The sequence below is a fragment of the Kitasatospora sp. NPDC049285 genome (assembly GCF_040678815.1).
Taxonomy (GTDB): Bacteria; Actinomycetota; Actinomycetes; order Streptomycetales; family Streptomycetaceae; genus Kitasatospora.
Genome location: NZ_JBFAQR010000034.1, coordinates 22,842 through 49,123 on the forward strand (window position 1 = coordinate 22,842; position 26,282 = coordinate 49,123).

At 73.8% G+C, this 26,282-nt stretch carries 24 protein-coding genes and 1 riboswitch; of the genes, 8 read left to right on the forward strand and 16 right to left on the reverse strand.

Annotated features, from left to right (window positions below):
* Positions 1 to 4: 4 nt before the first annotated feature.
* From kdpB to kdpF, 3 genes are read right to left on the reverse strand one after another with little or no spacing between them, the layout of a single operon-like run.
* Complete coding sequence (gene kdpB / locus AB0K51_RS21585; protein ID WP_363457858.1) at positions 5 to 2,095, reverse strand: potassium-transporting ATPase subunit KdpB; 2,091 nt, start codon at positions 2,093 to 2,095, stop codon at positions 5 to 7.
* Positions 2,095 to 3,756, reverse strand: a complete 1,662-nt coding sequence (gene kdpA / locus AB0K51_RS21590; protein ID WP_363457860.1) for a potassium-transporting ATPase subunit KdpA — start codon at positions 3,754 to 3,756, stop codon at positions 2,095 to 2,097. Before kdpA ends, kdpB begins: the two co-directional genes overlap by 1 nt.
* Position 3,757: 1 nt before the next feature.
* Positions 3,758 to 3,847 (reverse strand): K(+)-transporting ATPase subunit F, encoded by a 90-nt coding sequence (kdpF, locus tag AB0K51_RS21595; RefSeq protein ID WP_097237446.1) that lies wholly within the window; start codon positions 3,845 to 3,847, stop codon positions 3,758 to 3,760.
* Between the two features lie 763 nt (positions 3,848 to 4,610).
* Here kdpF and AB0K51_RS21600 point away from each other — a divergent pair.
* The gene (locus AB0K51_RS21600; protein ID WP_363457862.1) at positions 4,611 to 4,790 is read left to right on the forward strand and encodes a hypothetical protein; all 180 of its coding nucleotides are present in this window, start codon (positions 4,611 to 4,613) and stop codon (positions 4,788 to 4,790) included.
* 53 nt (positions 4,791 to 4,843) lie between these two features.
* Here AB0K51_RS21600 and AB0K51_RS21605 read toward each other — a convergent pair whose 3' ends face one another.
* The 3 genes from AB0K51_RS21605 to AB0K51_RS21615 all read right to left on the reverse strand — a co-directional run bounded on the left by AB0K51_RS21605 (position 4,844) and on the right by AB0K51_RS21615 (position 6,024).
* Positions 4,844 to 5,272: a hypothetical protein gene (locus AB0K51_RS21605; RefSeq protein WP_363457864.1), complete on the reverse strand. Its 429-nt coding sequence runs from the start codon at positions 5,270 to 5,272 to the stop codon at positions 4,844 to 4,846.
* Positions 5,273 to 5,413: 141 nt separating this feature from the next.
* On the reverse strand, positions 5,414 to 5,791 hold the full coding sequence (locus AB0K51_RS21610) for an SAV_915 family protein (protein ID WP_363457866.1): 378 nt from the start codon (positions 5,789 to 5,791) through the stop codon (positions 5,414 to 5,416).
* A gap of 32 nt (positions 5,792 to 5,823) precedes the next feature.
* Entirely contained in the window at positions 5,824 to 6,024 is a 201-nt protein-coding gene (locus AB0K51_RS21615) for a hypothetical protein (RefSeq protein WP_363457868.1), read from the reverse strand.
* A gap of 289 nt (positions 6,025 to 6,313) precedes the next feature.
* Between AB0K51_RS21615 and AB0K51_RS21620 the strand changes: the two genes are divergently transcribed.
* On the forward strand, positions 6,314 to 8,260 hold the full coding sequence (locus AB0K51_RS21620; protein ID WP_363457870.1) for a potassium transporter Kup: 1,947 nt from the start codon (positions 6,314 to 6,316) through the stop codon (positions 8,258 to 8,260).
* An 82-nt stretch (positions 8,261 to 8,342) separates the two neighbouring features.
* Positions 8,343 to 9,035 (forward strand): ester cyclase, encoded by a 693-nt coding sequence (locus AB0K51_RS21625; RefSeq protein WP_363457873.1) that lies wholly within the window; start codon positions 8,343 to 8,345, stop codon positions 9,033 to 9,035.
* A gap of 29 nt (positions 9,036 to 9,064) precedes the next feature.
* Here the strand turns inward: AB0K51_RS21625 and AB0K51_RS21630 are convergent, their stop codons facing one another.
* The 5 genes from AB0K51_RS21630 to AB0K51_RS21650 all read right to left on the reverse strand — a co-directional run bounded on the left by AB0K51_RS21630 (position 9,065) and on the right by AB0K51_RS21650 (position 15,421).
* Positions 9,065 to 9,208, reverse strand: a complete 144-nt coding sequence (locus AB0K51_RS21630) for a hypothetical protein (protein WP_363457875.1) — start codon at positions 9,206 to 9,208, stop codon at positions 9,065 to 9,067.
* An 85-nt stretch (positions 9,209 to 9,293) separates the two neighbouring features.
* Positions 9,294 to 10,166, reverse strand: coding sequence for an AraC family transcriptional regulator (locus AB0K51_RS21635; RefSeq protein ID WP_363457877.1), 873 nt, complete (start codon positions 10,164 to 10,166; stop codon positions 9,294 to 9,296).
* Positions 10,167 to 10,308: 142 nt separating this feature from the next.
* Entirely contained in the window at positions 10,309 to 12,189 is a 1,881-nt protein-coding gene (locus tag AB0K51_RS21640) for a discoidin domain-containing protein (RefSeq protein ID WP_363457880.1), read from the reverse strand.
* Positions 12,190 to 12,324: 135 nt separating this feature from the next.
* Positions 12,325 to 14,214, reverse strand: a complete 1,890-nt coding sequence (locus AB0K51_RS21645; RefSeq protein ID WP_363457883.1) for a hypothetical protein — start codon at positions 14,212 to 14,214, stop codon at positions 12,325 to 12,327.
* A 157-nt stretch (positions 14,215 to 14,371) separates the two neighbouring features.
* On the reverse strand, positions 14,372 to 15,421 hold the full coding sequence (locus AB0K51_RS21650; RefSeq protein WP_363457886.1) for a mechanosensitive ion channel domain-containing protein: 1,050 nt from the start codon (positions 15,419 to 15,421) through the stop codon (positions 14,372 to 14,374).
* A 195-nt stretch (positions 15,422 to 15,616) separates the two neighbouring features.
* On the opposite strand from AB0K51_RS21650, the gene AB0K51_RS21655 reads away from it, so the two are divergent.
* Complete coding sequence (locus AB0K51_RS21655) at positions 15,617 to 15,994, forward strand: PRC-barrel domain-containing protein (protein WP_363457889.1); 378 nt, start codon at positions 15,617 to 15,619, stop codon at positions 15,992 to 15,994.
* 10 nt (positions 15,995 to 16,004) lie between these two features.
* On the opposite strand, the gene AB0K51_RS21660 is transcribed toward AB0K51_RS21655, so the two are convergent.
* Both AB0K51_RS21660 and AB0K51_RS21665 read right to left on the reverse strand, forming a co-directional pair.
* Positions 16,005 to 16,307 (reverse strand): hypothetical protein, encoded by a 303-nt coding sequence (locus AB0K51_RS21660; protein ID WP_363457891.1) that lies wholly within the window; start codon positions 16,305 to 16,307, stop codon positions 16,005 to 16,007.
* 139 nt (positions 16,308 to 16,446) lie between these two features.
* Positions 16,447 to 18,546, reverse strand: coding sequence for an FUSC family protein (locus AB0K51_RS21665; protein ID WP_363457894.1), 2,100 nt, complete (start codon positions 18,544 to 18,546; stop codon positions 16,447 to 16,449).
* Positions 18,547 to 18,755: 209 nt separating this feature from the next.
* A riboswitch (SAM riboswitch) is annotated at positions 18,756 to 18,868 on the forward strand.
* Positions 18,869 to 18,927: 59 nt separating this feature from the next.
* Between AB0K51_RS21665 and AB0K51_RS21670 the strand changes: the two genes are divergently transcribed.
* The 4 genes from AB0K51_RS21670 to AB0K51_RS21685 all read left to right on the forward strand — a co-directional run bounded on the left by AB0K51_RS21670 (position 18,928) and on the right by AB0K51_RS21685 (position 22,700).
* The gene (locus AB0K51_RS21670) at positions 18,928 to 19,074 is read left to right on the forward strand and encodes a putative leader peptide (RefSeq protein ID WP_363457897.1); all 147 of its coding nucleotides are present in this window, start codon (positions 18,928 to 18,930) and stop codon (positions 19,072 to 19,074) included.
* Between the two features lie 154 nt (positions 19,075 to 19,228).
* Entirely contained in the window at positions 19,229 to 20,452 is a 1,224-nt protein-coding gene (locus AB0K51_RS21675; protein ID WP_363457899.1) for an LLM class flavin-dependent oxidoreductase, read from the forward strand.
* A gap of 20 nt (positions 20,453 to 20,472) precedes the next feature.
* Entirely contained in the window at positions 20,473 to 21,825 is a 1,353-nt protein-coding gene (locus AB0K51_RS21680) for an NtaA/DmoA family FMN-dependent monooxygenase (protein ID WP_363457901.1), read from the forward strand.
* Between the two features lie 50 nt (positions 21,826 to 21,875).
* Positions 21,876 to 22,700 (forward strand): DUF1684 domain-containing protein, encoded by an 825-nt coding sequence (locus AB0K51_RS21685; RefSeq protein ID WP_363457904.1) that lies wholly within the window; start codon positions 21,876 to 21,878, stop codon positions 22,698 to 22,700.
* Between the two features lie 63 nt (positions 22,701 to 22,763).
* Here AB0K51_RS21685 and AB0K51_RS21690 read toward each other — a convergent pair whose 3' ends face one another.
* The 3 genes from AB0K51_RS21690 to AB0K51_RS21700 all read right to left on the reverse strand — a co-directional run bounded on the left by AB0K51_RS21690 (position 22,764) and on the right by AB0K51_RS21700 (position 26,282).
* Entirely contained in the window at positions 22,764 to 23,420 is a 657-nt protein-coding gene (locus tag AB0K51_RS21690) for a 4'-phosphopantetheinyl transferase superfamily protein (RefSeq protein ID WP_363457907.1), read from the reverse strand.
* Positions 23,421 to 23,703: 283 nt separating this feature from the next.
* Entirely contained in the window at positions 23,704 to 25,467 is a 1,764-nt protein-coding gene (locus tag AB0K51_RS21695) for an ABC transporter ATP-binding protein (protein WP_363457909.1), read from the reverse strand.
* Entirely contained in the window at positions 25,464 to 26,282 is an 819-nt protein-coding gene (locus tag AB0K51_RS21700; protein WP_363457911.1) for an ABC transporter permease, read from the reverse strand. The genes AB0K51_RS21695 and AB0K51_RS21700 overlap by 4 nt, the downstream gene beginning before the upstream one ends.

Consider the following 26,282-nt stretch of genomic DNA (forward strand, 5'->3'; position numbering starts at 1 on the left):
TCTCTCAGCTCAGGCCGGGGATGAACTGGACGATCAGGTCGATCGCCTTGATGCCGACGAACGGGACGACGAGGCCGCCGAGTCCGTAGATCCCGATGTTCCGCGCCAGCAGCGAACCAGCGTCGGTGGGGCGGTACTTGACGCCGCGCAGGGCGAGCGGGATCAGGCCGACGATGACCAGTGCGTTGAAGACGATCGCCGAGGTGATCGCGGAGGTCGGGCTGTGCAGGCCCATGATGTTCAGGTGCTTCAGGCCCGGGTACACGCCCGCGAACATCGCCGGGATGATCGCGAAGTACTTCGCGACGTCGTTGGCGATCGAGAAGGTGGTCAACGCACCGCGGGTGATGAGGAGTTGCTTGCCGATCTCGACGATCTCGATCAGCTTGGTCGGGTTGGAGTCCAGGTCCACCATGTTGCCGGCCTCCTTGGCCGCCATGGTGCCGGTGTTCATCGCCACGCCGACGTCGGCCTGCGCGAGGGCGGGGGCGTCGTTGGTGCCGTCGCCGGTCATCGCGACCAGCTTTCCGCCCTCCTGTTCCTTGCGGATCAGGGCCATCTTGTCCTCGGGGGTGGCCTCGGCGAGGAAGTCGTCCACGCCCGCCTCCTCCGCGATCGCCTTGGCGGTCAACGGGTTGTCACCGGTGATCATCACGGTCTTGATGCCCATGCGGCGCAGCTCCTCGAAGCGCTCCCGCATGCCCTCCTTCACCACGTCCTTGAGGTGGATCACCCCGAGCACGCGCGGCGTCCGGGCGCCGTCCTGCTCCGCGACGACCAGCGGGGTGCCGCCCGCCGCGGAGATCCCGTCGACCAGGGTCGCCACGTCCGCGCCGACGCTGCCGCCGTGCCGGGTCACCCAGTTGGCGACCGAACCGGCCGCGCCCTTGCGGACCTGCCGCCCGTCCACGTCCACGCCCGACATACGGGTCTGCGCGGTGAACGGCACCCAGGTGGCGTGCGCCAACTCGCCCTGGGCGCGGGCCCGCAGGCCGTACCCGGTCTTCGCGAGCACCACGATCGAGCGGCCCTCGGGCGTCTCGTCCGCCAGCGAGGACAGCTGCGCCGCGTCCGCCAGCTCCTCGACCGAGACCCCCTCGGCGGGCTGGAACTCGGCGGCCTGCCGGTTGCCGAGCGTGATGGTGCCGGTCTTGTCGAGCAGCAGGGTGTTGACGTCGCCCGCCGCCTCGACGGCCCGGCCGGACATGGCGAGGACGTTGCGCTGCACGAGGCGGTCCATGCCCGCGATGCCGATCGCGGAGAGCAGCGCGCCGATGGTGGTCGGGATCAGCGCCACGATCAGCGCCACCAGCACGATCGTCGACTGCGGGGCGCCCGCGTAGGTCGCCATCGGCTGCAGGGTGACCACCGCGATCAGGAACACGATCGTCAGCGACGCCAGCAGGATGTTCAGCGCGATCTCGTTGGGTGTCTTCTGCCGGGCCGCCCCCTCGACCAGGGCGATCATCCGGTCGATGAAGGACTTGCCGGGCTCGGAGGCGATCTTCACCACGATCCGGTCGGACAGCACCTTGGTGCCGCCGGTCACCGCCGAGCGGTCGCCACCGGACTCGCGGATCACCGGCGCGGACTCGCCGGTGATCGCCGACTCGTCCACCGACGCGACGCCCTCGACCACGTCGCCGCCACCGGGGATCACCTGCCCGGCCTCGACCACCACGTGGTCGCCCAGCCGCAGCGCGGTGCCCGGCACCTCCTCCTCGTCCTGCGAGGCGGGCCAGTTGACGAGGCGTCGGGCGGTGGTCTCGGTCTTGGTCTTGCGCAGCGTGTCGGCTTGCGCCTTGCCGCGGCCCTCGGCGACGGCCTCGGCCAGGTTGGCGAAGACGGTGGTCAGCCACAGCCAGACGGTGATCGCCCAGGCGAAGACGGACGGGTCGGCGATCGCGGCGACGGTGGTGACCACCGAGCCGACCTCGACCACGAACATCACCGGGTTCTTCACCATCACCCGCGGGTCGAGCTTGCGCACCGCGTCCGGCAGCGACTTGACGAGCAGTTTCGGGTCGAGCAGGCCGGAGGAGACTCTGTGCGGCGCCTGTTCGGGGGCCGCGGGATCAAGGGTGCTGGTGGACATCAGTGGAGACCTTCTGCGATCGGCCCGAGGGCCAGGGCCGGGAAGTAGGTGAGGCCGACGACGATCAGGACGACGCCCGAGAGCAGACCGACGAACAGCGGCTTGTGCGTGGGCAGGGTGCCCGCACTCGCGGGGACCGGCTGCTGCTGCGCGAGGGAGCCCGCCAGCGCGAGGACGAACACCATCGGCAGGAACCGGCCGAACACCATCGCCAGACCCAGCGCCGTGTCGTACCAGGCGGTGTTGACGGTGATGCCGGCGAACGCCGAACCGTTGTTGTTCGCCGCGGAGGTGAACGCGTACAGCACCTCGGAGAAGCCGTGCGCACCGGAGTTGAGCATCCCCGCCCGCTCGCCGGGCAGCGCGATCGCGGTGCCCGCGCCGATCAGCACGATCGCCGGGGTGGTCAGGATGTACAGCGAGGCGAACTTCATCTCCCGGCCGCCGAGCTTCTTGCCCAGGTACTCGGGGGTACGGCCGACCATCAGACCGGCCACGAACACCGCGACGACCGCCAGGATCAGCATGCCGTACAGGCCGGAGCCGGTACCGCCGGGCGCGATCTCACCGAGCATCATGTTGAAGATCGTCAGACCGCCGCCGAACGGGGTGAACGAGTCGTGGAAGGCGTTGACCGCACCGGTCGACGTCAATGTGGTCGACGCCGCGAACAGGCTGGATGCGGCCACGCCGAAGCGCTGCTCCTTGCCCTCCATCGCCGCGCCCGCCGCCTGCAGCGCGGCACCGCCGTGCTGCTGCTCGAAGAAGGTGATCAACGCGGCGGAGGCGACCCAGAACAGGCCCATCACCGCGACGATCGCGTAGCCCTGCCGGTGGTCGCCGACCATCCGGCCGAAGGTGCGCGGCAGCGCGAACGGGATCACCAGCAGCAGGAAGATCTCCAGCCAGTTGGTGAAGCCGGTGGCGTTCTCGAACGGGTGCGCCGAGTTGGCGTTGTAGAAGCCGCCGCCGTTGGTGCCCAGCTCCTTGATGACCTCCTGCGAGGCCACTGGGCCGCCCGGTATCGACTGCTGACCACCCGTCAGGGTCGTCAGGTCGTGGAAGCCGTGGAAGTTCTGCACCACGCCGTTGGCCACCAGGACCAGGGCGAAGACGATCGACAGCGGCAGCAGCAGGCGCAGCGTGATCCGGGTCAGGTCGACCCAGAAGTTGCCGACCCGGTCGGTGCGGTTGCGGGTGAATCCGCGGATCAGCGCCGCCACGATCGCGATGCCCACCGCGGCGGAGACGAAGTTCTGCACCGCCAGCCCGGCCATCTGCACCAGGTGGCCCATCGCGGACTCGCCGCTGTAGGACTGCCAGTTGGTGTTGGTGGTGAACGAGATCGCGGTGTTCCAGGCCTGGTGCGGGGCCATCTCCGGCACGCCCAGGCTCAGCAGCAGGTGTGTCTGCAGCCGGATCAGCCCGTACAGGAACAGCACCGAGAGGGCGGAGAACGCCAGCACCGACCGCAGGTACACCGGCCAGCGCTGATCGGCGTCGCCGTCGACACCGACCACCTTGTACAGGATCTTCTCGGCTCTCAGATGCCGCGCCGAGGTCAGGAGGTGGGCGATGTAGTCGCCCACCGGGCGGTAGCACAGGGCCAGCGCGCCGACCAGGGCGAGGGCCTGCAGCCACCCGGCAAGAGTGGAACCCATGTCAGAACTTCTCCGGGTAGATCAACGCGACGACGAGGTAGCCGACGAGCGCGACGGCGACGATGAGACCTGCGATGTTCTCGGCGCTCACAGCTTCTCGACCCCCCTGGCGATGAGGGCGATGACGGCGAACACGGCGACCGTGACACCGACGAAGACGAGATCGAGCATGGTGCTCCACCCACTGGTCAGAGGCTGTTGCCGCCGGTGTCCCTCGGACTCCCCTGGCGGCACCGGTGGACGACCGGCACAAGCAGCAAACCAGCCGGTCAGGGCCCTTTTCGGGCTCCCTGACGTCCTCCATACGGGTGCGCACGCAACCTTGACGCCGCCTTGACGTCCGGGCCATTCGCCCGAGTCCGCGCCTTGGCCGGAACGCGCCGGCCCCGGCTCACGCTTCCGCAACTGTGCGCCTCCGCCGCACCGTTGCGCTGCCACGATGTGCCGGTCCGCCACGACCACAGTCAAGGATCTGCCGTGCGCCACCACATCGTCGGCATCGCTGCGGCCGCCACCGCGCTGCTCGCCGCGACCGCCTGCAGCAGCACCAGTAGCCCCGCGACGGCTCCCGCCACGCAGGCCGCCGGCAGCCAGGCCCCTGGCGCTGCTCCCGCCGGCTCCGCCCCGCCCAAGGCAGCTCCGCCGAAGGACGCCACCGCCGCGCTCGCCGCCCTGGCCAAGGCCGTCCCCTCGGCGAAGGCCGGCACCGTCATCACCGACACCACCGACCCGAACCATCTCCTCGGCCGGCCGGTCAGTACACCTCGAAGATCACGTTCACCGACTCGCGCATCAACGCCGCCGACGCACACAGCAACGACCCCACCGACATCGAATCCGGCGGCGCCATCGAGATGTTCGCCAACGCCGACGACGCGAAGCTCCGCGCCGACTACATCCAGAGCATCGGCAAGAGCATGCCCGCGCTCCTGGAGTACGACTTCCCGCACGGCAACGTGCTGGTCCGCGTCTCGAAGCTCCTGACCGCGCCGCAGGCCGGCGAGTACGACAAGGCCGCGTCTGCAGTGGGCTGAGGTCCGACCGGTGGGTGGGTGGCGGTCGTGACGGGGTGTCGGCTGACGGAGCCTCAGCTCCGGGTGCCGGCCTGGTGATCAGCCGCCCTCATCCGTTGGACGCGGACCCGGCGGTGGGGCAGCGCGCCCGGGAGGGAGGTGAGCAGGGCGGCAGCGGCGAGCGCGCCCAGGCGCAGCAGGTCGGTTCGTCCGGACCAGCTCAGGGTCGCGTCGCCGTGCACGGCGAACCCGTCGAAGAACAGCCAGCCCGCGAGGCCCACCAGCGGCGCCGTCGGAGGCCGGGAGACCGCTCCGACGAGGGCGCAGAGCAGGGCGTACGCGCCGAGGGCGAACCAGCCGCCGTTCAGCTCGCCCACCCAGTCCAGGGCGGGGGTCAGGGCCGCGCTCAGGGTGAGCGCGACGGCCGATGCCGGGCCGGCGCCGAGCCGCGGTACCGCCGGGTGGTACCAGCGGCCTCCGGGCCGGACGCGGTAGAGCCTCACCGGTTCGCTCCTCGGGGTGGTCGGTCGTTCAGGGGCAGCAGACACCGCGGCCGTCGACGCCGGGCCGCCGCCGCGCCAGCGGGTCACCGGAACGGCCGCGCCGCCTCGCGCTGCGCGTCCCAGCCAAGCCGCTCCGCCCGGTCACGCCGCGTTTCTTGACGGGCCCCTGACGGTCCGGCCCGGAATCCCGACGCGGCCTTGACGCTCGGACGGCGCCGCGGCCGTCGAGACCCGGTAGGCGCCCGCCGCGGGGGCGACGAGCGCGGGGTCGAGGACCAGGCGGTGGACGCCGAGCGGCGCGGTGAGGCCACGCAGCGCCGGCTCGGTGAGCTCCGCCGACTCCTGGTCGGCCCCCAGCAGCGCGTGCAGCGCCGCCAGGGTGCTGAAGGCGACGGCGCAGCGGCCGCCGTCGCGGTCCCGGAACAGCCGCAGCACCTGCGCCGGGCCGACGGTGCGCACCGGCACGTGGCGCGGCGCGTGTTCGTGCGGGTCGTCCGCTGCTTCGTCTTCGGTGGTCATCACACGCTCCTCGGGGGTTCCGTGACGCGTCGTCAGTCGACGTAGTACATGGCGGACCGGCAGTGTGCGGCGGCCGGGCCGCCGTCCTCGTCCGCCGGGAGCGGGCGCTCCTGCGCGGCGTGCCGCGGCTCCGCCGTTCCTCCGGCGGGCCGGGGGTCGAAGACGGTTCCGTGCAGCAGCTCGCGGAACGCGGCGTCGTCGCGCGCGGCGACGATGCGGTCGTGGGTCGTCATGGCTCACCGTTTCGTTGGGGTCGCGGCGGGAGCCGGGGATTGGTCCTGCCGCAGCTCCAGTGCAGCGCCTGCGTCCACCGGTCGCAGCGGCCTTGACGCCGGGGCTACGCGGATCGGGCCCGCGTTGACGGGACGCTGACGCCGGGCGGCCAGAACGCGGTCGGAACGCGAACGGAACACGGCGACGGGCGGCGCTGCCTGCAGCTGATCGAACAATCGGATCGGTAATGTCCCCACCGGAGCCCATGCCTGGCAGCGTCCCGATCCGCGGCAGAGCAGGAGTGTCACCATGGCCGATCGCGATTCCGCCGCCCAGCCGGCTGCGGCGGGGCATCCGCACGGGCCCGACGCGGCGCGTCTCGGACTCGTGGTCGGCGCGCTCGGCGTGGTCTTCGGCGACATCGGCACCAGCCCGATCTACACGCTCCAGACCGTGTTCAACCCGGACGACCCGCACCCCGTGCCGGTCTCCACCCCGAACGTGTACGGCGTGGTGTCGCTGGTCTTCTGGTCCGTGGTGATCATCGTCCTGATCACCTACGTCCTGCTGGCGATGCGCGCCGACAACGACGGCGAGGGCGGCATCATGGCGCTGATCACCCTGCTGCGCCGCTCGGCCTCGCAGCGCGGGCGCCGGACCACCGCCGTGCTGGCCGCGCTCGGCATCTTCGGCGCGTCACTGTTCTTCGGCGACAGCATGATCACCCCGGCGATCTCGGTGCTGTCCGCGGTCGAGGGCCTCAAGGTGGTCGAACCCTCGCTCGGGGACGCGGTCGTCCCGATCACCGCGGTGATCATCGTGGTGCTGTTCCTGGTCCAGCGCAACGGCACCGCCGCGGTCGGCCGGGTGTTCGGACCGGTGATGATCGTCTGGTTCGTGACCATCGGCGCCTGCGGCGTCTCCGGCATCGTCGACCACCCGCAGATCCTCCGGGCGCTCTCGCCGAGCTACGCCCTGACCTTCCTCACCGGCCACTTCGGCACCGCGTTCTTCGCCCTCGCCGCCGTCGTGCTGGCGGTCACCGGCGCGGAGGCGCTCTACGCCGACATGGGGCACTTCGGCCGCCGCTCGATCACCCGCGGCTGGCTGTTCCTGGTCTTCCCCGCCTGCGTGCTGAGCTACCTCGGCCAGGGCGCGCTGATCCTCGCCGACCCGGCCAACATCAGCGGCCCGTTCTTCCTGCTGGTGCCCGGCTGGGGACGCTGGCCGATGGTCCTGCTCGCCACCGCCGCGACGGTGATCGCCTCCCAGGCCGTGATCACCGGCGCGTACTCGGTCGCCTCGCAGGCCGCCCAGCTCGGCTACCTGCCGCGTCTGCGGATCGCGTACACCTCCGAGTCGACGATGGGTCAGATCTACGTCCCGTGGATCAACTGGCTGCTGATGGTCTCGGTGCTGACCCTGGTCTTCGCCTTCCGCAGCTCGGCGGCGCTCGCCTTCGCCTTCGGCATGGCGGTCACCGGCACCATCACCATCACCACGCTGCTGTTCTTCTACGTCGCCCGCGCGCGCTGGGGCACGCCGAAGTGGCTGATCGCCATCGGTGCGAGCACGCTGCTCTTCGTCGACCTGCTGTTCGTCGCGGCCAACGCCACCAAGTTCCTGCACGGCGCGTGGCTGCCGCTGCTGATCGGGCTCACGGCGTTCACCGTCATGACGACCTGGCAGCGCGGCCGCGAGATCGTCACCGCCGAACGGGCCCGGCACGAGGGCCCGCTGCGCGAGTTCGTCGACGGCCTGCACAGCGGGCGGGTGCACGCCCTCCGGGTCCCGGGCACCGCCGTCTTCCTCAACCGCGGCAAGCAGACCGCTCCGCTGGCCATGCGCGCCAACGTCGAGCACAACCACGTGCGGCACGACCAGGTCGTCATCCTGTCCATCGAGACCGAGACCGTCCCGCGCGTCCCGGCCGAGCGGCGGCTGCTCGTCGACGACCTCGGCTACGCCGAGGACGGGATCATCCACGTCACCGCCCGCTTCGGCTACATGGAGACCCCGGACGTGCCCGGGACGCTCGCGATGCTCGACCCGGCCGAAGCCGAGGGGCCGTTGGCGCTCGACCAGGCGTCCTACTTCCTGTCGACGATCGAACTCCGCCGCGGCCAGGCGCCGACCATGGCCCCCTGGCGCAAGCGCCTGTTCGTCGCCACCTCCTACATCACCGCCGACGCCGCCGAGTACTTCGGCCTCCCCCGCGACCGCACGATCATCATGGGCGCCCACGTCGAGGTGTGAGGGAGCCTCGCAATCTCGCGGCGCGGTACCGCCGGGCGCACAGTGGAACCAGGACGATCGGCGCCGGATCGGGAGGTTCACGATGACTTTTGTGCAGATCGTAGAGTGCCGCACGGAGCGACCTGACGAGCTCAACCGGCTGATGGACAGCTGGATCGAGATGACCGAGGGCAAACGGACCGCCACCCACACGATGGTCGGCGCGGACCGGGACGACGCCCGACACGTGGTGGAGATCGTCGAGTTCCCCTCGTACGAGGCGGCGATGCGCAACTCCGGGCTGCCGGAGACCGACCGGGTCTTCCAGGAGATGGTCGCCCTCTGTCAGGAGCCGCCCACCTTCACCAACCTGGACCTGGTCCGCGACGAGCAGTTCCTCAAGGACGCGGCGCGCCGCATGCTGGTGGAGCCGCCGACCGGGGACATGTCGTGCATCGACGAACTGGTGGCCCCCGGCTACCGGGATCACGACCCGTCGATGGAGGAGGACACCGTCGGTCCCGCCGCCGTCAAGGCGATGATCGAGGGCTACCGCCGCGCCTTCGACTTCTCGTTCACCATCGACGGCCAGATCGCCGAGGGTGACCAGGTGTGCACCCGCTGGACCTGGCGCGGCACCAACATCGGCGAGTTCATGGGCATGCCCGCCACCAACCGGACCGCCGAGGTCACCGGCATGACCATCTGGCGCTTCGAGGACGGCATGGCCATGGAGGGCTGGTGGAGCTGGGACGGCGTCGGCATGATGCGCCAACTCGGCATGATGCCCTCCTGACCGCCCGCCCGCCCGGTACCGGTGCCGGCTCAGCGCAGCACGGGCGGCGTCGGGGCCACCGGGACGTCGATGACCACGGGAGAGTGGAAGAGCCGGTGGTCCTGCGGGAAGCCCGCGCGGCCGTCGGCGGCCGTCGACCACACCGCCAGGTGGCAGCGCTCCGCCAGGGCCACCGCGTCCGCCCAGGCGTGGCCGGCGTGCGCGTTCGCTCGAAATGGCGGGCGCGCACGCCGGGTTGACGGACCGTCGGTTGCCGGGTCAGACCGCGGTGCGGGCCACTGGGATCCACAGCTGGGCGTCGGACTGCGCCGGGTCGGCCTGTGCCGGGCGGGTGCGCAGGATCTCCGGCCCCGGGCGGTACTCGTACGGGTTGGACGGGAACCACTGGGCGGCGACGTCGGCCCACATCTGCTGCAGTGCCTCCGGGAACGGCCCGGTGTTCTCGAACACCGCCCAGGTGCCCGCCGGGCAGTCCAGCACGTCGAGGTCCGCGGGCAGCTCGGCGGCGGTGCTCACCACGGCGTGGTAGTAGTCGAGTTCGCTGCCCTCCTCGAAGCCGTCGGACAGCCGCACGGTCGCCGACACCACACCCTCCGGGTCCTCGCCCGAGAGGGCGGCGATCCGCAGCATGGTCTCCGGCGGGATGCTCCGGATGTGCGCGGCGATGTGCGGGTTGACGCCCTGGTAGATCAGCGGGACGCGGGCCTTCCTGCCGACCACCCGGAAGGCTTCCTTCTCCACGATGCGGTACCGCATGGTGCTGTTCCCTTCGACGATGAGGCGGAAGGACAGCCGGGGCTGCGAGTTCAGGGCCGCGCCGGTACGCCGGGCCTCACCGGGACCGATGCCGTGCACGGCGCGGAACGCCCGGGCGAAGGCCTCCCCCGAGGTGTAGCCGTAGCGGACCGCGATCTCCAGCAGGGTCGGCTCCCCGGCCAGCACGTCGGCGCCCGCCACGGTGAGCCGGCGGCGTCGGACGTACTCCGACAGCGGCATCCCCGCCAGCGACGAGAACAGCCGCCGGAAGTGGTACTCCGACGTGGCCGTGATCCGGGCCAGCGCGGACACCTCGATCTGCCGGTCGAGGTGCTCCTCGATGTGTGCCATGGCCTGGTTCAACCGATCCAGCAACCCCGGCCTCCTTCCTTCTTACGATCACCCACCGTAGGAAGGACCAAGCCTGCCGCACCCGACATCCTGTGCCCGCTCCGGTCGGGTCCCCCGGCGGGGGTGGGCCGCCCCTGACGCGGTCCACCCCCGCCGGCGCTCGCGGTCAGGCGAGCTGCTCCACCCGCACCCAGTCCACGGCGAGGGTGGCTGCGCCCGCGGCGACCTGGTCGACGCTGGACTGCGGCAGGCCCCAGTACGGGGTGGTGACCTTGTTCCAGCCGGCCGGGTAGGCGCCGCCGAGGGCGAAGTTGAGGATCACGTACTGGTTGTGGTCGTAGGCCCAGGCGCCGCGGGTGGCCTGGGTCTTCTGCCGGGTGACCTCGAGGGTCTGGACGCCGTCGACCGAGAAGCGCATCGCGGTGGGGGTCCACTCGACCGCGTAGACGTGCCAGGCGGTCGCGTCCTGGCCGGCCGGGAAGTTCTGCAGTGCGCCGATGTTGCCGTCCGCGGAGTAGCCGGGGCCGTGCAGGGCGCTGCTGGTCCAGGCCGGGTAGCCGATGTTCTCCATGATGTCGGTCTCGCCGCAGTCGGGCCAGGAGACGTCCGGGTCCTCGACGTTGCTGCCGAGCAGCCAGAACGCGGGCCAGAAGCCGAGTCCGGCGGGCATCTTCAGCCGGGCGCTGACCCGGCCGTAGGTGAAGTTGACCGCGGCGGAGGTGTCGATCCGGGCCGAGGTGAAGTGGTAGGTGCCGCCGCCCGGCGCGGTGTAGCCGTTCGGCAGGTAGCGCGGGGTGATGAGCAGTTGGCTGTTGGCGAGGGTGAGGGTGCTGGCGGAGTCGATGTAGGCCTGCGCCTCGCCGTTGACCGACCCCATGGTCGAACCGGTCACCACCACCCGCCACTTGCTGCGGTCCAGGGTGGCGCCGGTGAAGTCGTCGAAGAAGACCGTGCGGTAGGTCCCGGTCCGGTCGCCCGGCTGGGCCGGGTACTCGGCCGCGCCGCTGCCGCCGGTCCCCCAGACCTGGAACTCGTAGAGCGAGTAGCCGAACTGGGCGGTCGCCGGGGCCGGGTTGTAGAAGCGGCGGCGGCGCAGCCCGAGCATCCGGACGTAGCGGCCGGTCACCGGGGCGGGCAGGGTGATCGCGTCGTGGAGGCCGGCCGAGGAGCCGGGGGTGCCGATGTCGGCGTCGCGGGCGGCGACCTGAGCGGCCGTCGGCTGGTACACGGTGCGCCAGGTCTGGTTGTCGTCGGAGACCTGCAGCTGGTAGTCGACCGCGTAGGCGGACTCCCAGTACAGGTCGAAGGCGCTGATCCGGGCGCTCGCGCCGAGGTCGACGGCGACCCACCGGTGGTCGTTCCAGTCGCTGGCCCACCGGGTGGCGTCGCCGCTGAGCCCGGCCGGGAAGCCGCCGTCGAAGGCGTGCAGCGGGGTGTGCCCGGCGTCCTGGTAGTAGTTGCCGAACGCGGGGTGGTTCAGCGCCAGGTTGGCGGTGGTGGCGGCGGCGGGGGTGGGGATGCCGCCGTTGACCTGGAAGGCGTAGAGCGAGTAGCCGTACGGGGTGGCGCGCTGGACGCCGCGCATCCGGACGTAGCGGCCGAGGGCGGGCTGCGGGTGGGTGTGGATGGTGACGGTGCCGCCGGTGCCGGCGTTCTCGGTGTAGATCGACTTCCAGCTGGCGCCGTCGGTGGAGACCTCGACGGCGTACCGCAGGCCGTACGCGGCCTCCCAGACCAGGACGACCTGGGTGACCCGGATGACGGTGCCGAGGTCGATCCGGATCCAGGCGTCGTCGGCGAAGTTGCTGGAGAACCGGGTGCCGCCGTTGTTGTCGAAGGCGAGGCCGGGGCCGAGCCCGGCGTTCTCGGTGCCGGAGGCGGTGGCGGCGCCCGGGTCGGCGGCGTAGGCGGCGGCCGCCCAGTCGTCGCTCCAGCCGAGGGCGGTCGGGGCGGCGGACGCGGTGGCGGGTGCGGCCAGGGACACGCCGCCGAGGCCGGCGGTGAGGGCGGCGAGGAGCAGGGCGTTGCGACGGCTGAGCTCGGTCATGGGGACTCCGCTGCGGGTGTGGGGAACCGGTGGGTGGGGGTACCGGCCTGGGGGCTGGCCGGTGACGCTGCCGGTTGGTGCGGGGCGGGCTCCGGGGGTTGTCCGGGGCCCGCCCCGCGGTTCGGGGGGGTCGGGTCAGGGGGCCGGGTAGCTGACGACGTCGCTGGGGCCGCCGAAGGTGGGGTCGACGGCGCGGCCGGTGCCGTTGATCACCGAGTCGATGCCGCCGGAGCCGTTCAGGAAGACCGTCAGCAGGTCGTGGAACTGCACGCCGGGGGCGGTGGGCGCCTGGAAGGCCATCGCGTTGCGGATGTCGACGCCCTGGTTGAAGTACGAGTAGCTGCCCATGCCCCAGCCCTGGAAGGTCTTCACCTTCGGGCCGACGGCGAACGCCGGGTAGCCCCGCTGGGTCGGGCTCGCCATCCACGCGGCCTGGTTCGGGACGTCGTAGGGGTTCTCGTTCTGGAAGAAGACCACCTTGCCGTCCTGGCCGTTCCAGACCGTCTCGGTCTTCTGGAAGTGCTCGACCGCCAGGCCGGTCGCGGTGACGCGGTCGCCGTTGACGACCAGTCCGGTGTCGCTGCGGGCGCTGTCCCAGCTGCCGCCGCCCGCGCCGTGGTCGGCGCGCCAGATCCAGGCGTCGTCGATCAGGGTGTCGTCGCTGTCGACCACCAGGGCGGTGGTCGCCGAGCCGTTCACCGCGCCGCCGACCCGGAAGAACACGTCGTCCAGGCCGATCGGGTCGGCCGCGTGCCGAGCCTTCGACCCCTTGGTGCCGACCTGGAGCAGCGCGGGCGAGGTGATCGGGCCGGCGTCGATGATCAGGCCGGAGACGTTGACGCCGTCCACGTCCGCGATCTTCATCGCGACGTTGCCGGCGGTCGGGACCAGGGTGGCGAACCCGAGGCCGACGATCTTCGTGCCGGGGCGCACCACCTTGACGGTGTCGGGGAGTCGGTACACGCCGGGGGTCAGCAGCAGGTTGCGGCCGGCGGCGAGCGCGGCGTTGATCTGCTTCACGCTGGCGCCGGGCCGGACCACGAAGAAGTCGTCCAGCGGCAGCGAGCTGCCCGGCGTCCCGCCGTTCGTCCAGGTCGGCCCGGCGGACTCGCGCTGCAGGGCGGGCACGAAGACCCGGTAGCTGCCCGCCTCGTCGAGGTACAGGTACGGCGCCTCGCGGGTGACCGGGCAGGTGTCGAGGGTGGTGTACGGGGCGGCGCCGCCGCTGAGGCCGGAGTCGGCGGCGAAGGACTGCGCGGGCGCGCCGGGCGAGCCGCAGAACACCTGGTTCCACACGCCGTTGGTCCAGCCGTCGAGGGCGCTGTTGCGGGTGAAGTACTGCTGCTGCGAGCCGTTGATCACGGTGCCGCCGGTGAACTGCGAGTCGGCGATGAAGCCGCCGGAGGCCCAGGCGGGCGAGCCGGTGCAGTAGTCCATCAGGCTGACGTTGCCGTTCACGTGCACCCGGCGCAGCGGCGCGGCCTGGGAGACCGCCCAGAACTCGGTGTTGCCGTAGCAGCCGCTCTGGCCGGCCACGTTGACGGTCAGGTTGCTGAGCGAGCGCCAGAAGTTGGTGGTGGCGTAGCACTTGGACTGGTCGCCGTCGACGCACTGGTTGTACACGTCGACGGAGCCGTTGATCACCACGTCTCCGGGGTTGCGGCCGAGGCCGGCCACGCTCTCGTAGAAGCCGACGGAGAAGACCAGCGGGTCCGCGGCGGTGCCGTAGGTGCCGGGCTTGAACATGATGGCGTACCGCTCGGACCCGAACTCGTTGCCCGCCTGGGCGGCGGCGATCGCGTCGAGCCGGCTCTGGATGTCGGCCTTGGGCATGGCCGGGTCGAGGACGATCACGTTCGGGCCGAGGCTCCCGCCGCCGGGCGGCGTCCCGTGCCCGGCCTTGGCCTGGTCGGCGGCCGGGTCCGGCGTCGCGTGGGCGGCCGGGGCGGCGAACGCCGCCAGGGCCAGCGCCGCGAGTCCGGCCACCGCACGCCCGCGCCGGCGGTGTCTGCTCGCACTGCTCATCTGTGTGCACACCCATCTGATGGGCCCGGGGAACGCTCCACCCGGGCTGACGGTTCGTCATCCGGCGGCTGACGCCGCTTTCTTCACGGCGAGATTTAACGTCTGAGAAAAGTAGCGCGTCAAGAGCCGTGACAGGAACGGTTCCACGACCGCCGGTTCAGGCCCGGTCGGCGCGAGGTCCCGGGGCGGGCGTGACGTTGACCCGGGGCAGCGCCTGCGGGTGGTGTTCGTGCAGGTAGCCGATCAGGTGCTCGCGCAGGTCGCAGCGGAGCTCGAAGGCGTCGCTCGCGTTGGCGGCGGTGGCCAGCGCGCGGACCACCAGGGTGCTGGGCGTGGTGTCGACGACCTGCAGGGCGCTGCCCTCGCCGTCCCAGCGCGGGTTCTTCGCCAGGTAGTCGTCGAACTCCCGGCGCAGCTCGCCGATCGGGGCGCTGTGGTCGAGGTGGAGCAGCGCCGTCCCGGTGATGTGGTCGGAGCGCCGGGACCAGTTCTCGAACGGGCGCCCGGCGAAGTACGACATCGGCATGACGATCCGCCGCTGGTCCCAGGTGGCGATCACCACCGCGGTCAGGGTGATCTCCTCGACGGTGCCCCACTCGCCGCCGACCACCACCACGTCGCCGATCCGGGCGAGGTCTCCGAAGGCCATCTGGATGCCCGCGAACAGGTTCGACAGGGTGCTCTGCGCGGCGACGCCCGCCACCACGCCGACCAGGCCCGCGGAGGCCAGCAGGCTGGTGCCGACCACCCGGACCGCGGGAAAGGTCATCAGCATCGCGGCCAGCGCGAGCAGTGCGATCGACGCCTGCAGGATCCGGCCGAGCAGCCCGGCCTGGGTGCGGGCCCGGCCGGCCCAGGCGGCGTCGCGCCGGCGGACGGCGAGCCGCACCGCGCCGTCCAGCAGCAGCGCGGCCGCGCGGGCGGTGAGCCAGCCGCAGGAGGCGATCATCGCCAGGACCAGCGCGTGGGTGAGGCCGTGCCGGGCGCCGGCCGGAGCGTGGATCCACGGCTGCGCGCCCAGCAGCAGGCCGCAGCAGACCACGGCCAGCAGCGGTCCGCGGCAGCCGCGCAGCAGCCGGGGCGCGGTGGCCGCGCCGGAGCGCGCCGCCAGCCGGTTCGCCGTCAGGTCGGCGACCCGGCCGATCCCCCAGCCGACCAGGCCCACCGCCGCGCAGGCCACCGCCAGTCGCACCGCGCTCCACCACATCGCGGGTCTCCCTCCCGTCCGCGCCCCGGCCCCCGGGTCCGGGCGCCGTCGGCGGATGCCGCCTTTCCCGGCTGCGGACGTTCACACCCGGACCCGGACGGCTGGCCGGGCACCGGGGTGCATGGTCCGCGCGGGGCGGGTTAGGCGCACAGGGTCCGCCGGCCCGCCGGGCCGGCCCGGGAGGAAGTGGGAGACATGAGCGAGCAGAGCGGTATCTGGCAGTTCCGCGACGCGTCCGGCCACACCGCGGGCACGGACCTGATCGGGTTCCGGGTGGAGGCCGTCGACGGCCACATCGGCAAGGTCGACAAGCTGTCCGAGGCGATCGACGCCCAGTTCCTGGTGGTCGACACCGGCCCGTGGATCTTCGGCCGGCTGGTGCTGCTGCCCGCCGGCACGGTGTCGCGGATCGAGATCGGCGAGCGGAAGGTCTACGTCGACCTCGCCAGGGAGGAGATCAAGGCGAGCCCGGACTACGACCCGGTCCCCCGCTCCGCCGAGGCCGAGGAAGACGACCTCCGGGACGCCTACACCCGCTACTACGGGCCGTTCCTCGGCGGCCCGATGCACTGACCCCGCGGGGTCAGTCCTCGAAGGCCCGCTCGTTCAGCAGGTCGAGGTTGCGGAAGACCGGCGGGCCGTCGCAGAGTTCCGCGGCCCGGGCGGCGAACTCCGCCGTCTCGGGGCGTTCGGAGTTCGCCATCGCCGCCTCGTACGAGGGGAACTCCACGATGTTCAGGTAGACGTCGGCCGCGTCGCGGTCCCTGGTCTGCACGGCCCGGACCGCGATGCGGTTGCCCTCGTTGCGCGCGACCCAGTCGTCCAGCAGGGCGTTGAACTCGTCGATCCGCCCGGTCCGGTACTCGATGATCTGGATGAACCTCACCGGAGACCTCCTCGTCTCGGCTGGCGGGCTGCCGTGCCCGCCCCCGTCCAGCGTCCCCACCGCCGGCCCGGGGCGCAAAGCCTCGCGGTCCGCGTGACCCGCGCCCCGGCCTGCGGCGCGACCTCGGCGCGGTGGCCGTTCACCCGGGCGAGGCGGCGGTGCGGTCCGTTCGGCCGCTGCGCGGGCCCGCCGGGCGCTGACGGACCGTCATCCGCCGGGAAGCGGCGGGTCGGCGGACGCCGCGAGGGCGGAGCGACGGCACCCGGCGGGGCCGGGGCGCGGGCGGCCGTCCTGGCTCGGGGCGGGCGAGTTGGGCGAGGCGGTCCAGCTCGGTGAGGACGGCGTCGAGGGTGCCGCACTCCCCGACGGCGGGCGGGCTCGGGCGGACGGCGGGCTCGGGGCCGCCCTCCAGGGCGTCGGCGACGGCGGCCAGCGCCGAGCCGACCCGGCGGGCGGTCTCCTGGTCCGGCCGGACCGCTCCGTGGTCGAGCCGGGTCGCGCAGGCGGTGGCCGCGTCGGCGATCCGCTCGGCGCCGGCGGTGACGCGCAGCCAGCGCGGGTCGCCGCCGCGGAGTTCGGCGGCGGCGCTCTCGGCGGCGGCCCGGGCCTCGGCGAGCGCGTGGTAGGCGGCCCGGCGCAGGTCGGTACGCCGGACGGCACCGGGCGGGCCGGCCGGTTCGGCGAGCACGTGGTCCAGGTAGCGGCCGGTGCTGCGCAGGGCCTGGGCCGAGCGGTGGCCGACCCGGGCCCGGGTGTCCGAGAGCCCCGGCAGGTGGCCGATCAGCAGGACGATCGCGCAGGCCGTCGCGGTGTCGACGAGTCGCGAGCCGGCCGCCTGGGTGTCACCGGCGGTGGCGACGAAGGCCAGCACGGTGACGGTGACGGCGGCGGTCTGCAGCGCGAAGTGCCGCAGCGCGAGGGGGGTGAGCGCGCCGGCGAGGGTCGCGGCGGCGATCGGCACCCACCGTGCGGCGTCCCCGTGCCCGGCGACCCAGCCGCCGGCCGCGGTCGCGCCCGCCAGCAGCAGCACGCCCAGCGCGGTGCCGGCGAAGCGGTTGACGGTCCGTGAGAACAGCGGCCCGTAGTCCGGCTTGACCAGGAACGCGGCGGTGACGGGCAGCCAGTACCAGTGGTCCGCGCGCAGCAGGTGCGCGACGGCGGCGCTGGCCGCGACGCACGCCGCCACCCGCACCCCGTACTCCCGCCCGGCCGGGCCGCTCGCCCGGGACCCGCGCAGCCGCACCGGCCCACCCGTCGCCCCCGCCTCGCCCGTCCGGAGTCGGAGCGCGGTGCGCCGTCCGGCACCGGGTCGGGTGGCGAAGGCGACGCCCGCGGCCAGGACCGCCCGGTCGAAGGCGAGGCGGGCCGGGGTGCCGGGGGCGGGGGCGGGCAGCGGGCCGGGCGGGCCGTCGTCGCGGACGGCGGCGGCGAGGCGGCGCGGGCCGACGCTGATCCGGGCGGGCAGCGGTGCGGCCTCCCACAGCAGGGCGACGCCGGCCTCGCACAGGGCGGACGCGGCGGCGGCGCGGGCCGCGAGCCGGTCGTCCGCGCCGGTGTGCCGCAGCCGCACCAGCAGGCGCAGCCGCAGCGCCTCGTCGGCGCGGTCGAGGGCCGCGGTGAGCCGCCGCCGGGCCGGTTCGGCGGCGGGGGTGCCGACGGCGTCGAGCGCGTCGGCCAGCGCGTCGAACACGGCGGCCACCAGCAGGCGTTCGCCGTGGCGCGGACCGGTGGGCCCGCCGCGCCGCGGGTGCAGGAGGCGCAGCAGCAGGATCCAGCCGGCGCCGGCCAGGTAGCAGGCCGCCTTCACCGGACCCGGCATGGCGAGCGGCATGCCGCCGCCGACGGCGGTGAGCACCAGCAGTTGGACCGCGGCGGCCGAGCTGACCGGGCCGCGGACGCTGATCGCCCCGGAGACCAGGCCGACGACGGCCAGCAGCGCCACGGCCGGCCACCCGTCGGCGCGGCCGAGCAGCAGCCCGGCGGCGCCGGCCAGCGCGGGCAGCCCGATGTGCGGGAGCCCGGTGCGCCGGGTGCCGGGGCGGTCGTTGATGGAGGCGAACATGGCGCCGAGTCCGGCGAGCACGCCCGCGCCGTGCCGGTCGGTGGCGACGCCGAGCGCGAGCAGCGGCCCGGAGCCGAGCGTGCCGCGGGCCATCGCCGCCCAGGGGATCGGGCCCGGCTGACGGCGTGTGACGTGGGCGAGCCAGGCGGGTGGCGGGGCGGCGGCCGGACGGTGCACGGTCCTCCTGAGGCCGGGGATGTCGTCGGCCACCACAGTAGGCGGGCGATGCGACGGGACCGCTGCGCCCTCGTTACGGGGCCGTGTCGGCTTACCGGCGGCGCCCGGTCGCACCCACCGGGCCCGGCCGACGGCCCGTCAGGCGGGCCCGTCCGGTGGGTGTCCGACGGGATTGTGCCGGACGCCGGTGGCGGGTTACGGTGCAGCCAGGTCATGAGTGTCAGCGACGAGCCCTGGCTTGCTGACCGGCAACCCTCCCGCGCGGCGGGGTGCTCCAGGTGACGACCCGGCGGTGCCGAGAACGGTGCCGCAAGCGCGAGCTCGAAGCGGTGCGAACCGGTCGGGACGGAGGTGGCGGCGGTGCGGGAGATGTCCAGGCCCATGGCGGTCGTCACCGTGAAGGCCCGCTGCCGGGTCACCACGACGTACGCGCGGCTGCACATCGATCTGCAGCGCGTGTCCACCGCGCTGTGTCCGGCGACGCCGCACGCCGTCGCGCGTCGCGGCACGCCGTACCGCGCCGCCTGACGCCGCGTCACCCGGCCCCGCGCCGCCCTACGCCTGTCGTCTGACCCCGCGTCACCGTGTCCGCCACTTCCGCGCCGGCCCGTGGCCGGCGTCCGTGCGCGCGGTGTGACGCACCCTCGACGTCCCTTCCCCCCGAACCGGAGGCGGTCCCGCCATGCCCGATTCCCCCGTACCCCTGCACCTGGCCGTCGCGCTGGACGGCGCCGGCTGGCACCCCGCCGCGTGGCGCGAACCCGGTGCCAGGACCGAGGAGTTGTTCACCGCCCGGTACTGGGCCGACCTGGTCGCCGAGGCCGAGCGCGGCCTGCTGGACCTGGTCACCCTCGAGGACGCGTTGAGTCTGCAGTCCACCCACCCGTTCGAGCCGGACCGGCGGACCGACCAGGTGCGGGGCCGGCTGGACGCGGTGCTGATCGCCTCCCGCGTCGCACCGCTGACCCGGCACGTCGGGCTGGTGCCGACCGCGGTGGTCACCCACACCGAGCCGTTCCACCTGTCCAAGGCGGTCGCGACGCTCGACCACGTCAGCGGGGGCCGGGCGGGTGTCCGGGTGAAGGTGTCCGGGCGTTCCGACGAGGCCGCGCACTTCGGCCGCCGGCCCGCGCCGGGCCTGCGGCTGGAGGAGTTGGACTCGCCGGCCGGCCTGGCCGCCCTGCGGGAGTCCTTCGGCGAGGCGGAGGACTACGTGGAGGTGCTGCGGCGCCTGTGGGACAGCTGGGAGGACGACGCGGAGATCCGCGACGTCGCGAGCGGCCGGTTCGTCGACCGCGCGAAGCTCCACTACATCGACTTCGAGGGCAGCCGGTTCAGCGTGCGGGGGCCCTCCATCACGCCGCGTCCGCCGCAGGGCCAGCCGCTCGTCGCGGCGTTGGCGCACCGGGGCGAGCCGTACCGGCTGGCCGGCCGCTCGGCGGACCTGGCGTTCGTCACGCCCGCCGACGCGGCGGACGCCCGCGCGATCGTCGCGGAGATCCGCACCGCGCAGGCCGCCGCGGGGCGCGCCGAGGAGACGGTGCACGTCTTCGGCGACCTGGTGGTCTTCCTCGATCCGGAGCCGGGCGCCGCCGCCGACCGCCTGGCGCGGCTGGACGAGCGCGCGGGCGAGGCGTACGGCAGCGACGCCCGGATCTTCGCCGGCACGCCCGCCGCCCTCGCCGACCTGCTGCGGGAGTGGCAGCAGGCCGGGCTGACCGGGTTCCGGCTGCGGCCCGGCACGCTCCCGCACGACCTGGAGCAGATCACCCGCGCCCTGGTGCCGGAGCTCCAGCGCCGCGGGCTGTTCCGCACCGCCTACGAGGCGTCGACCCTGCGCGGGCTGCTCGGCCTGCCCCGCCCCGCCAACCGCTACGCCGCGCCCGCCGCCGGCGCCCTCGTCTGAGCCGGAAGGACCGCACCGCCATGAGCAAGCCCGTCAAGCAGATCCACCTCGCCGCGCACTTCCCCGGCGTCAACAACACCACCGTGTGGAGCGATCCGGCGGCCGGCAGCCAGATCGACTTCTCCTCCTTCGTCCACTTCGCGCGGACGGCGGAGCGCGCCAGGTTCGACTTCCTCTTCCTCGCCGAGGGCCTGCGGCTGCGCGAGCAGAACGGCGAGATCTACGACCTGGACGTGGTCGGGCGGCCCGACACCTTCACCGTGCTGGCCGCGCTGGCCGCCGTCACCGACCGGCTCGGCCTGGCCGGGACGATCAACTCCACCTTCAACGAACCGTACGAGGTGGCACGGCAGTTCGCCTCGCTGGACCACCTGTCGGCGGGTCGCGCCGCGTGGAACGTGGTGACCTCCTGGGACGCCTTCACCGGCGAGAACTTCCGGCGCGGCGGCTTCCTCGCCCAGGAGGACCGCTACGAGCGGGCGCGCCAGTTCCTCACCGCGGCCGGGGTGCTGTTCGACTCCTGGCGCGGCGACGAGATCGTCGCGGACCGGGCGTCCGGCGTCTTCCTGGGCGAGCCGGACCCGGGCCGGTTCGCCCACCGCGTCAGCCAGTTCGACATCTCCGGGCGGTTCGACGTGCCGCGCAGCCCGCAGGGGCGCCCCGTCGTCTTCCAGGCCGGCGACTCCGAGGAGGGCCGGGAGTTCGCCGCGTCGGCGGCCGACGCCATCTTCTCCCGGCACGGCACCCTGGAGGCGGGCCGGGCGTTCTACACCGACGTCAAGGACCGGCTGGCGAAGTACGGCCGCGAGCGGGACGATCTGAAGATCCTGCCCGGGGTGACCTTCGTGCTCGGCGACAGCGACGCCGACGCCCGGGAGAAGGCCGAGCTGATCCGCCGTCAGCAGGTCAGCGGGCAGACCGCCCTCCGCACGCTGGAGCAGGTCTGGAACCGCGACCTGAGCGCCTACGACCCGGACGGCCCGCTGCCGGACGTCGACCCGCTGCCCGGCGAGCACACCGTCGTCCAGGGCCGGGCGGCGGTGCGCGCCCACCGGGACCCGTTCGCGGTCGCCGCCGAGTGGCGGGCGCTCGCCGAGGCGAAGCGGCTGTCCATCCGCGAACTGGTCATCGAGGTGACCGGGCGGCAGACCTTCGTCGGCAGCCCGGCCCGGGTGGCCGCCGAGATCGACGAGTTCGTGCAGACCGACGCGGCCGACGGGTTCATCCTCGTGCCGCACCTGGTGCCGGGCGGGCTGGACGAGTTCGCCGACACGGTCGTGCCGCTGCTGCAGGAGCGCGGCGTGTTCCGCACCGAGTACGCCGGCGAGACGCTCCGCGACCACCTCGGGCTCGCCGTGCCCGCGCGCCGCTGAGCCCCCGTCAGAACCGCCACCACCGCCACCGTGATCACCAAGGAGCAGACATGACGACGCAGGAGATCGACCTCGCCACCTTCGCCCGCGAGTGGGAGGAGTGGCACCTCGCGCACGAGCGGGCGCTCGCGGACCCGCACGGCTTCCTCGCCGTCACCGGCCTGCACTGGCTGGACGCGGAGCCGACCCGGTTCCCCGACGCGCCGGGCGCGTGGTCGACCACCGCGGCGGGCGTGGTGGTCGAACTGGCCGACGGCGAGGAGCTGGTGGTCGACGGCACGCCGGTGCGTGGGCGCCACTCCTTCGGCGTGGTCGCGGAGCGCGACAGCCTGTACGCCCGGGCCGGCGAGGCCGTGATCGAGGTCGCCAAGCGCGGCGGGCACGACCTCGTGCGCCCGCGCCACCCCGACCACTCGCTGCGCGCCGAGTACACCCGCACCCCGGCCTATGCGCCCGATCCGCGCTGGGCCGTGACGGGCCGTTACCTGCCCTTCGACGCGCCGCGCGCGGTGACGGTGGGCGCGGCGGTCGAGGGCCTCCAGCACGTGTACGACGCGCCCGGGGAGATCGAGTTCGAGCTGGCGGACGGCCGGTCGTACCGGCTCACCGCGTTCAACGGCGGTCGGCCCGGCAGCCTGCAGGTGCTGTTCACCGACGCCACCTCGGGGGTGACCACGTACGCGGCCAACCGCTCGCTCGCGGTGGACGCGCCGGACGCGCAGGGGCGGGTGGTGCTCGACTTCAACCGGGCGGTCAACCTGCCCTGCGCCTACACCGACCTGGCCACCTGCCCGCTGCCCCCGGCCGGCAACCGGCTCCCGGTGGCGGTCGAGGCCGGTGAGAAGATCCCGTTCGAGCGTTTGGGCCGGGCGTAGCCGACGACGACCGGGGGCGGGACACGCGCAGTGGTCCGCCCCCGGTCGTCGTATCGGGCCGGGTCAGGTCAGCAGTTCGGAGCAGACCGTCGCCAGCAGGCCGTCGGCGACCAGCCAGCGGCCGGCGAAGCCGCGCGGCAGGGCGGCGCCGGGGGCGCCTTCGGTGGTGCGGATCCGGGCCCGCCAGGTGCCGTCGGGCTGCAGGACGACGTCCGCCTCCTCGAAGTCCAGCGGGCGGCGGGTGAGCGGGTACCAAGCCTTGAAGACGCTCTCCTTGACGCTGAACAGCAGCCGGTCCCAGTGGACTTCGGGGTGGCTCGTGCGCAGGGTCTGGCGGCGGGCCCGCTCCTGCGGGAGCGAGATGGTCGGGTAGACCCCGTGCGGGAGCGGGCGGTGCGGTTCGGCGTCGATGCCGAGCACCGGGACGGCGGTGGCGCGGGCCACGGCGGCGGCCTGGTAGCCGGCGCAGTGCGTCATGCTGCCGACCAGGCCGGCCGGCCAGCCCGGCTCCCCGCGCGGGCCCGGGACGATCGGCCCGGGCGGCACCCCGAGCCGCCCCAGCGCCTGGCGGGCGCAGACCCGGACGGCGGCGAACTCCCGCCGCCGCGCCGGGACCATCCGCGCGGCCGCACGCTCCTCCGGCGGGAACAGCCCACCGTCCACCGGGTCGCCGAACGACTCGGACCAGGCCACCGCCCCTGGGAGGATCAGCCCGATCACGCCGGATCCGGGAACGACGGGCGACGGCCGGGCCGGTGCGCGGTCAGGTCGCGGCCTCGCGGTCGCCCCCCGGCCCCGCGGGGGCCGCCAGGTGTGCTGACGACGGACCCCCGGGGCCCGGCGGCGAGCCGGCGGCGGTCGGGCCGGTGGGGCGTCATGTCGCGGCTCCCGAGGGCCCTCGTCGAACCCCCGTCTCCCCCAGCCCCGCAGGGGCCTCCAGGTGTGCTGACGACGAACCCCCGGGGCCTGGCGGCGAGCAGGTGGTGGTCGGGCCGATGGGGCGTCATGTCGCGGCTCCCAGCGGCGTGGCGGCGAGCAGGCGGCGGGTGTAGTCCGCGGCGGGGCGGGCGAAGACCTCGTCCACCTCGCCGGTCTCGACCAGGTGGCCGTCCTTCATGACGGCGACCCGGTCGGCGAGGTGGTGGACGACGCCCAGGTCGTGCGAGATGAAGAGCATCGCCACGCCGAGGTCGCGGCGCAGGTCGTGCAGCAGGTCGAGGATCTGCGCCTGGACGGAGACGTCGAGCGCGGAGACCGGCTCGTCGCAGACCAGGATCTGCGGTGCGGGGGCGAGGGCGCGGGCGATCGCCACGCGTTGGCGCTGGCCGCCGGAGAGTTCGGCGGGTCGGCGGCGCAGCAGGGCGGCGGGCAGCCCGACCTGGTCGAGCAGTTCGGTGGTGCGCCGGGTGCGCTCGCGTCCGCGCGGCACGCCGGCCCGGGCGAGGGCCTCGCCGATCACCCGGGCCACGTCGGCCCGGGGGTCGAAGGAGGACAGCGGGTCCTGCTGGACGGCCTGCAGGCGCAGCCGGTCGGCGCGGCGGCGGCGTTCGTGCACGCCGCTCCAGGGCTGCCCGCCGAGCCGGACGGTGCCGGAGTCGGGTTCCTCCAGGCCGAGGACGATCCGGGCGACGGTGGTCTTGCCGGAGCCGGACTCGCCGACCAGGCCGAGCACTTCGCCCGCCGCGAGCTGCAGGGACACCTCGTGGACGACGGTGCGTCCGCCGAAGGCCTTGGTGATCCGCTCGGCGTCGAGCAGCGGACCGCCGGGGCCGGCGTCCGCGGTGGCGGCGGGCCGCGGGGACGGCGCAGGGGGCACCGGGCGCAGCACGCCGGGCGGGTCGGCCGGTCCGGGGTGCCAGCAGCGGGTGCCGTGGCCGTCGACCGGCGGCAGCGTGTCGCGGCAGGTGCGGTCGGCGCGCGCGCAGCGGCTCGCGTAGGGGCAGCCGTCCGCAGCGGGTGACGGTCCGTCAAGGACCGGTACCGCGAGGCGGGTTCCGCGGGTGCGCGGTCCGGGGACGGCGGCGAGCAGCGCCCGGGTGTACGGGTGGCGCGGGTCGGCGAGCAGCCGTTCGGTGGGGCCGGTCTCGACGATCCGCCCGCCGTACATGACCGCGACGCGGTCGGCGAGCCGGGCGACCACGGACAGGTCGTGGCTGATCAGCAGCAGGGCGGTGCCGGCCCGGCGCAGCTCGTCGAGGAGGTCGAGCACCTGGGCCTGGACGGTGACGTCGAGGGCGGTGGTGGGTTCGTCGGCGATCAGCAGGTCGGGTTCCCCGGCGAGTGCGGAGGCGATCAGCGCGCGCTGGCGCAGGCCGCCGGAGAGCTGGTGCGGGTACTGGTCGGCGCGACGCGCGGGGTCGGGGATGCCGGCCCGGGTGAGCAGGTCGCGGACCCGGGCGGGGCGCTCGGCGGCGGGGGCGAGGCGGTGCACGCGCAGCGGTTCGGCGACCTCGGCGCCGATGGTGCGCAGCGGGTCGAGCGAGGTGAGGGCGTCCTGCAGGACGAGTCCGATGCGGCGGCCGCGGACGGCCCGCCAGCGCTTGTCCGGCAGGCTGGTGAGGTCCTCGCCGTCGAAGTCCAGCCGCCCGGTGACGGTGGAGCCGGCGCCGGTGAGGCCGACCAGGGTGCGGGCGGTGACGCTCTTGCCCGAACCGGACTCACCGACCACGGCGAGGCACTCGCCGCGGTCGAGGGTGAAGGAGACGTCGCGGACGGCGTGCACGTCGCCGAAGCGCACGTGCAGTCCTTCGACGGCCAGCAGCGTCATGCGGTCCTCCGGGTGAAGCGGCGCTGCGCGTGCCGGCCGACGGCGCCGGTGGCGAGCGCGGTGAGGGTGATGGCGGCTCCCGGGAAGACGCCGATCCACCAGGCGGTCTGCAGGAAGCTGCGGCCCTGGGAGAGCATCGCGCCCCACTCCGGGGACGGCGGTTGCGGGCCGAGGCCGAGGAAGCTGAGGCCGGAGGCGGCGATCAGCGCGGCGCCGAAGCCGACGGTGGCCAGCACCAGCATCGGGCCGATCGCGTTCGGCAGGACGTGACGGAGGATCAGCACCGGCCGGGGCACGCCGAGGACGACGGCCGACTCGACGTAGCCGGAGCGCCGTACCACCAGCGTCTCGGCCCGGACGATCCGGGCGTAGCCGGGGACGAAGGCGATGGCGATGGCGATCATCACGTTGACCGCGCCGGTGCCGAGCACGCTGACGGCGAGCAGGGCGAGCAGGATCGGCGGGAGGGCGAGCAGGACGTCGGCGAGCCGCATCAGCGCCTGGTCGGCGAGGCGGCCGCCGAGGGCGGCGGCGAGCCCGAGGGCGGCGCCGCCGGCCACCGACATCGCGGTGGCACCGAGGCCGAGCAGCAGGGACGGGCGGGCGCCGTAGAGCACCCTGGTGTACAGGTCGCGGCCGAGCTGGTCGGTGCCGAACCAGTGCGCGCCGCCCGGCGGGGTGAGGGCGCGGGCGGGGTCGGTGTCGAGCGGGGAGGCGTGGGTGAGCAGGCCGGGGGCGAAGGCGGCGAGCACGATCAGACCGAGCAGGACGGCGGCGAGCACCGGGGCGGTGCGGCGGGCGGCGGGTCGGGCCAT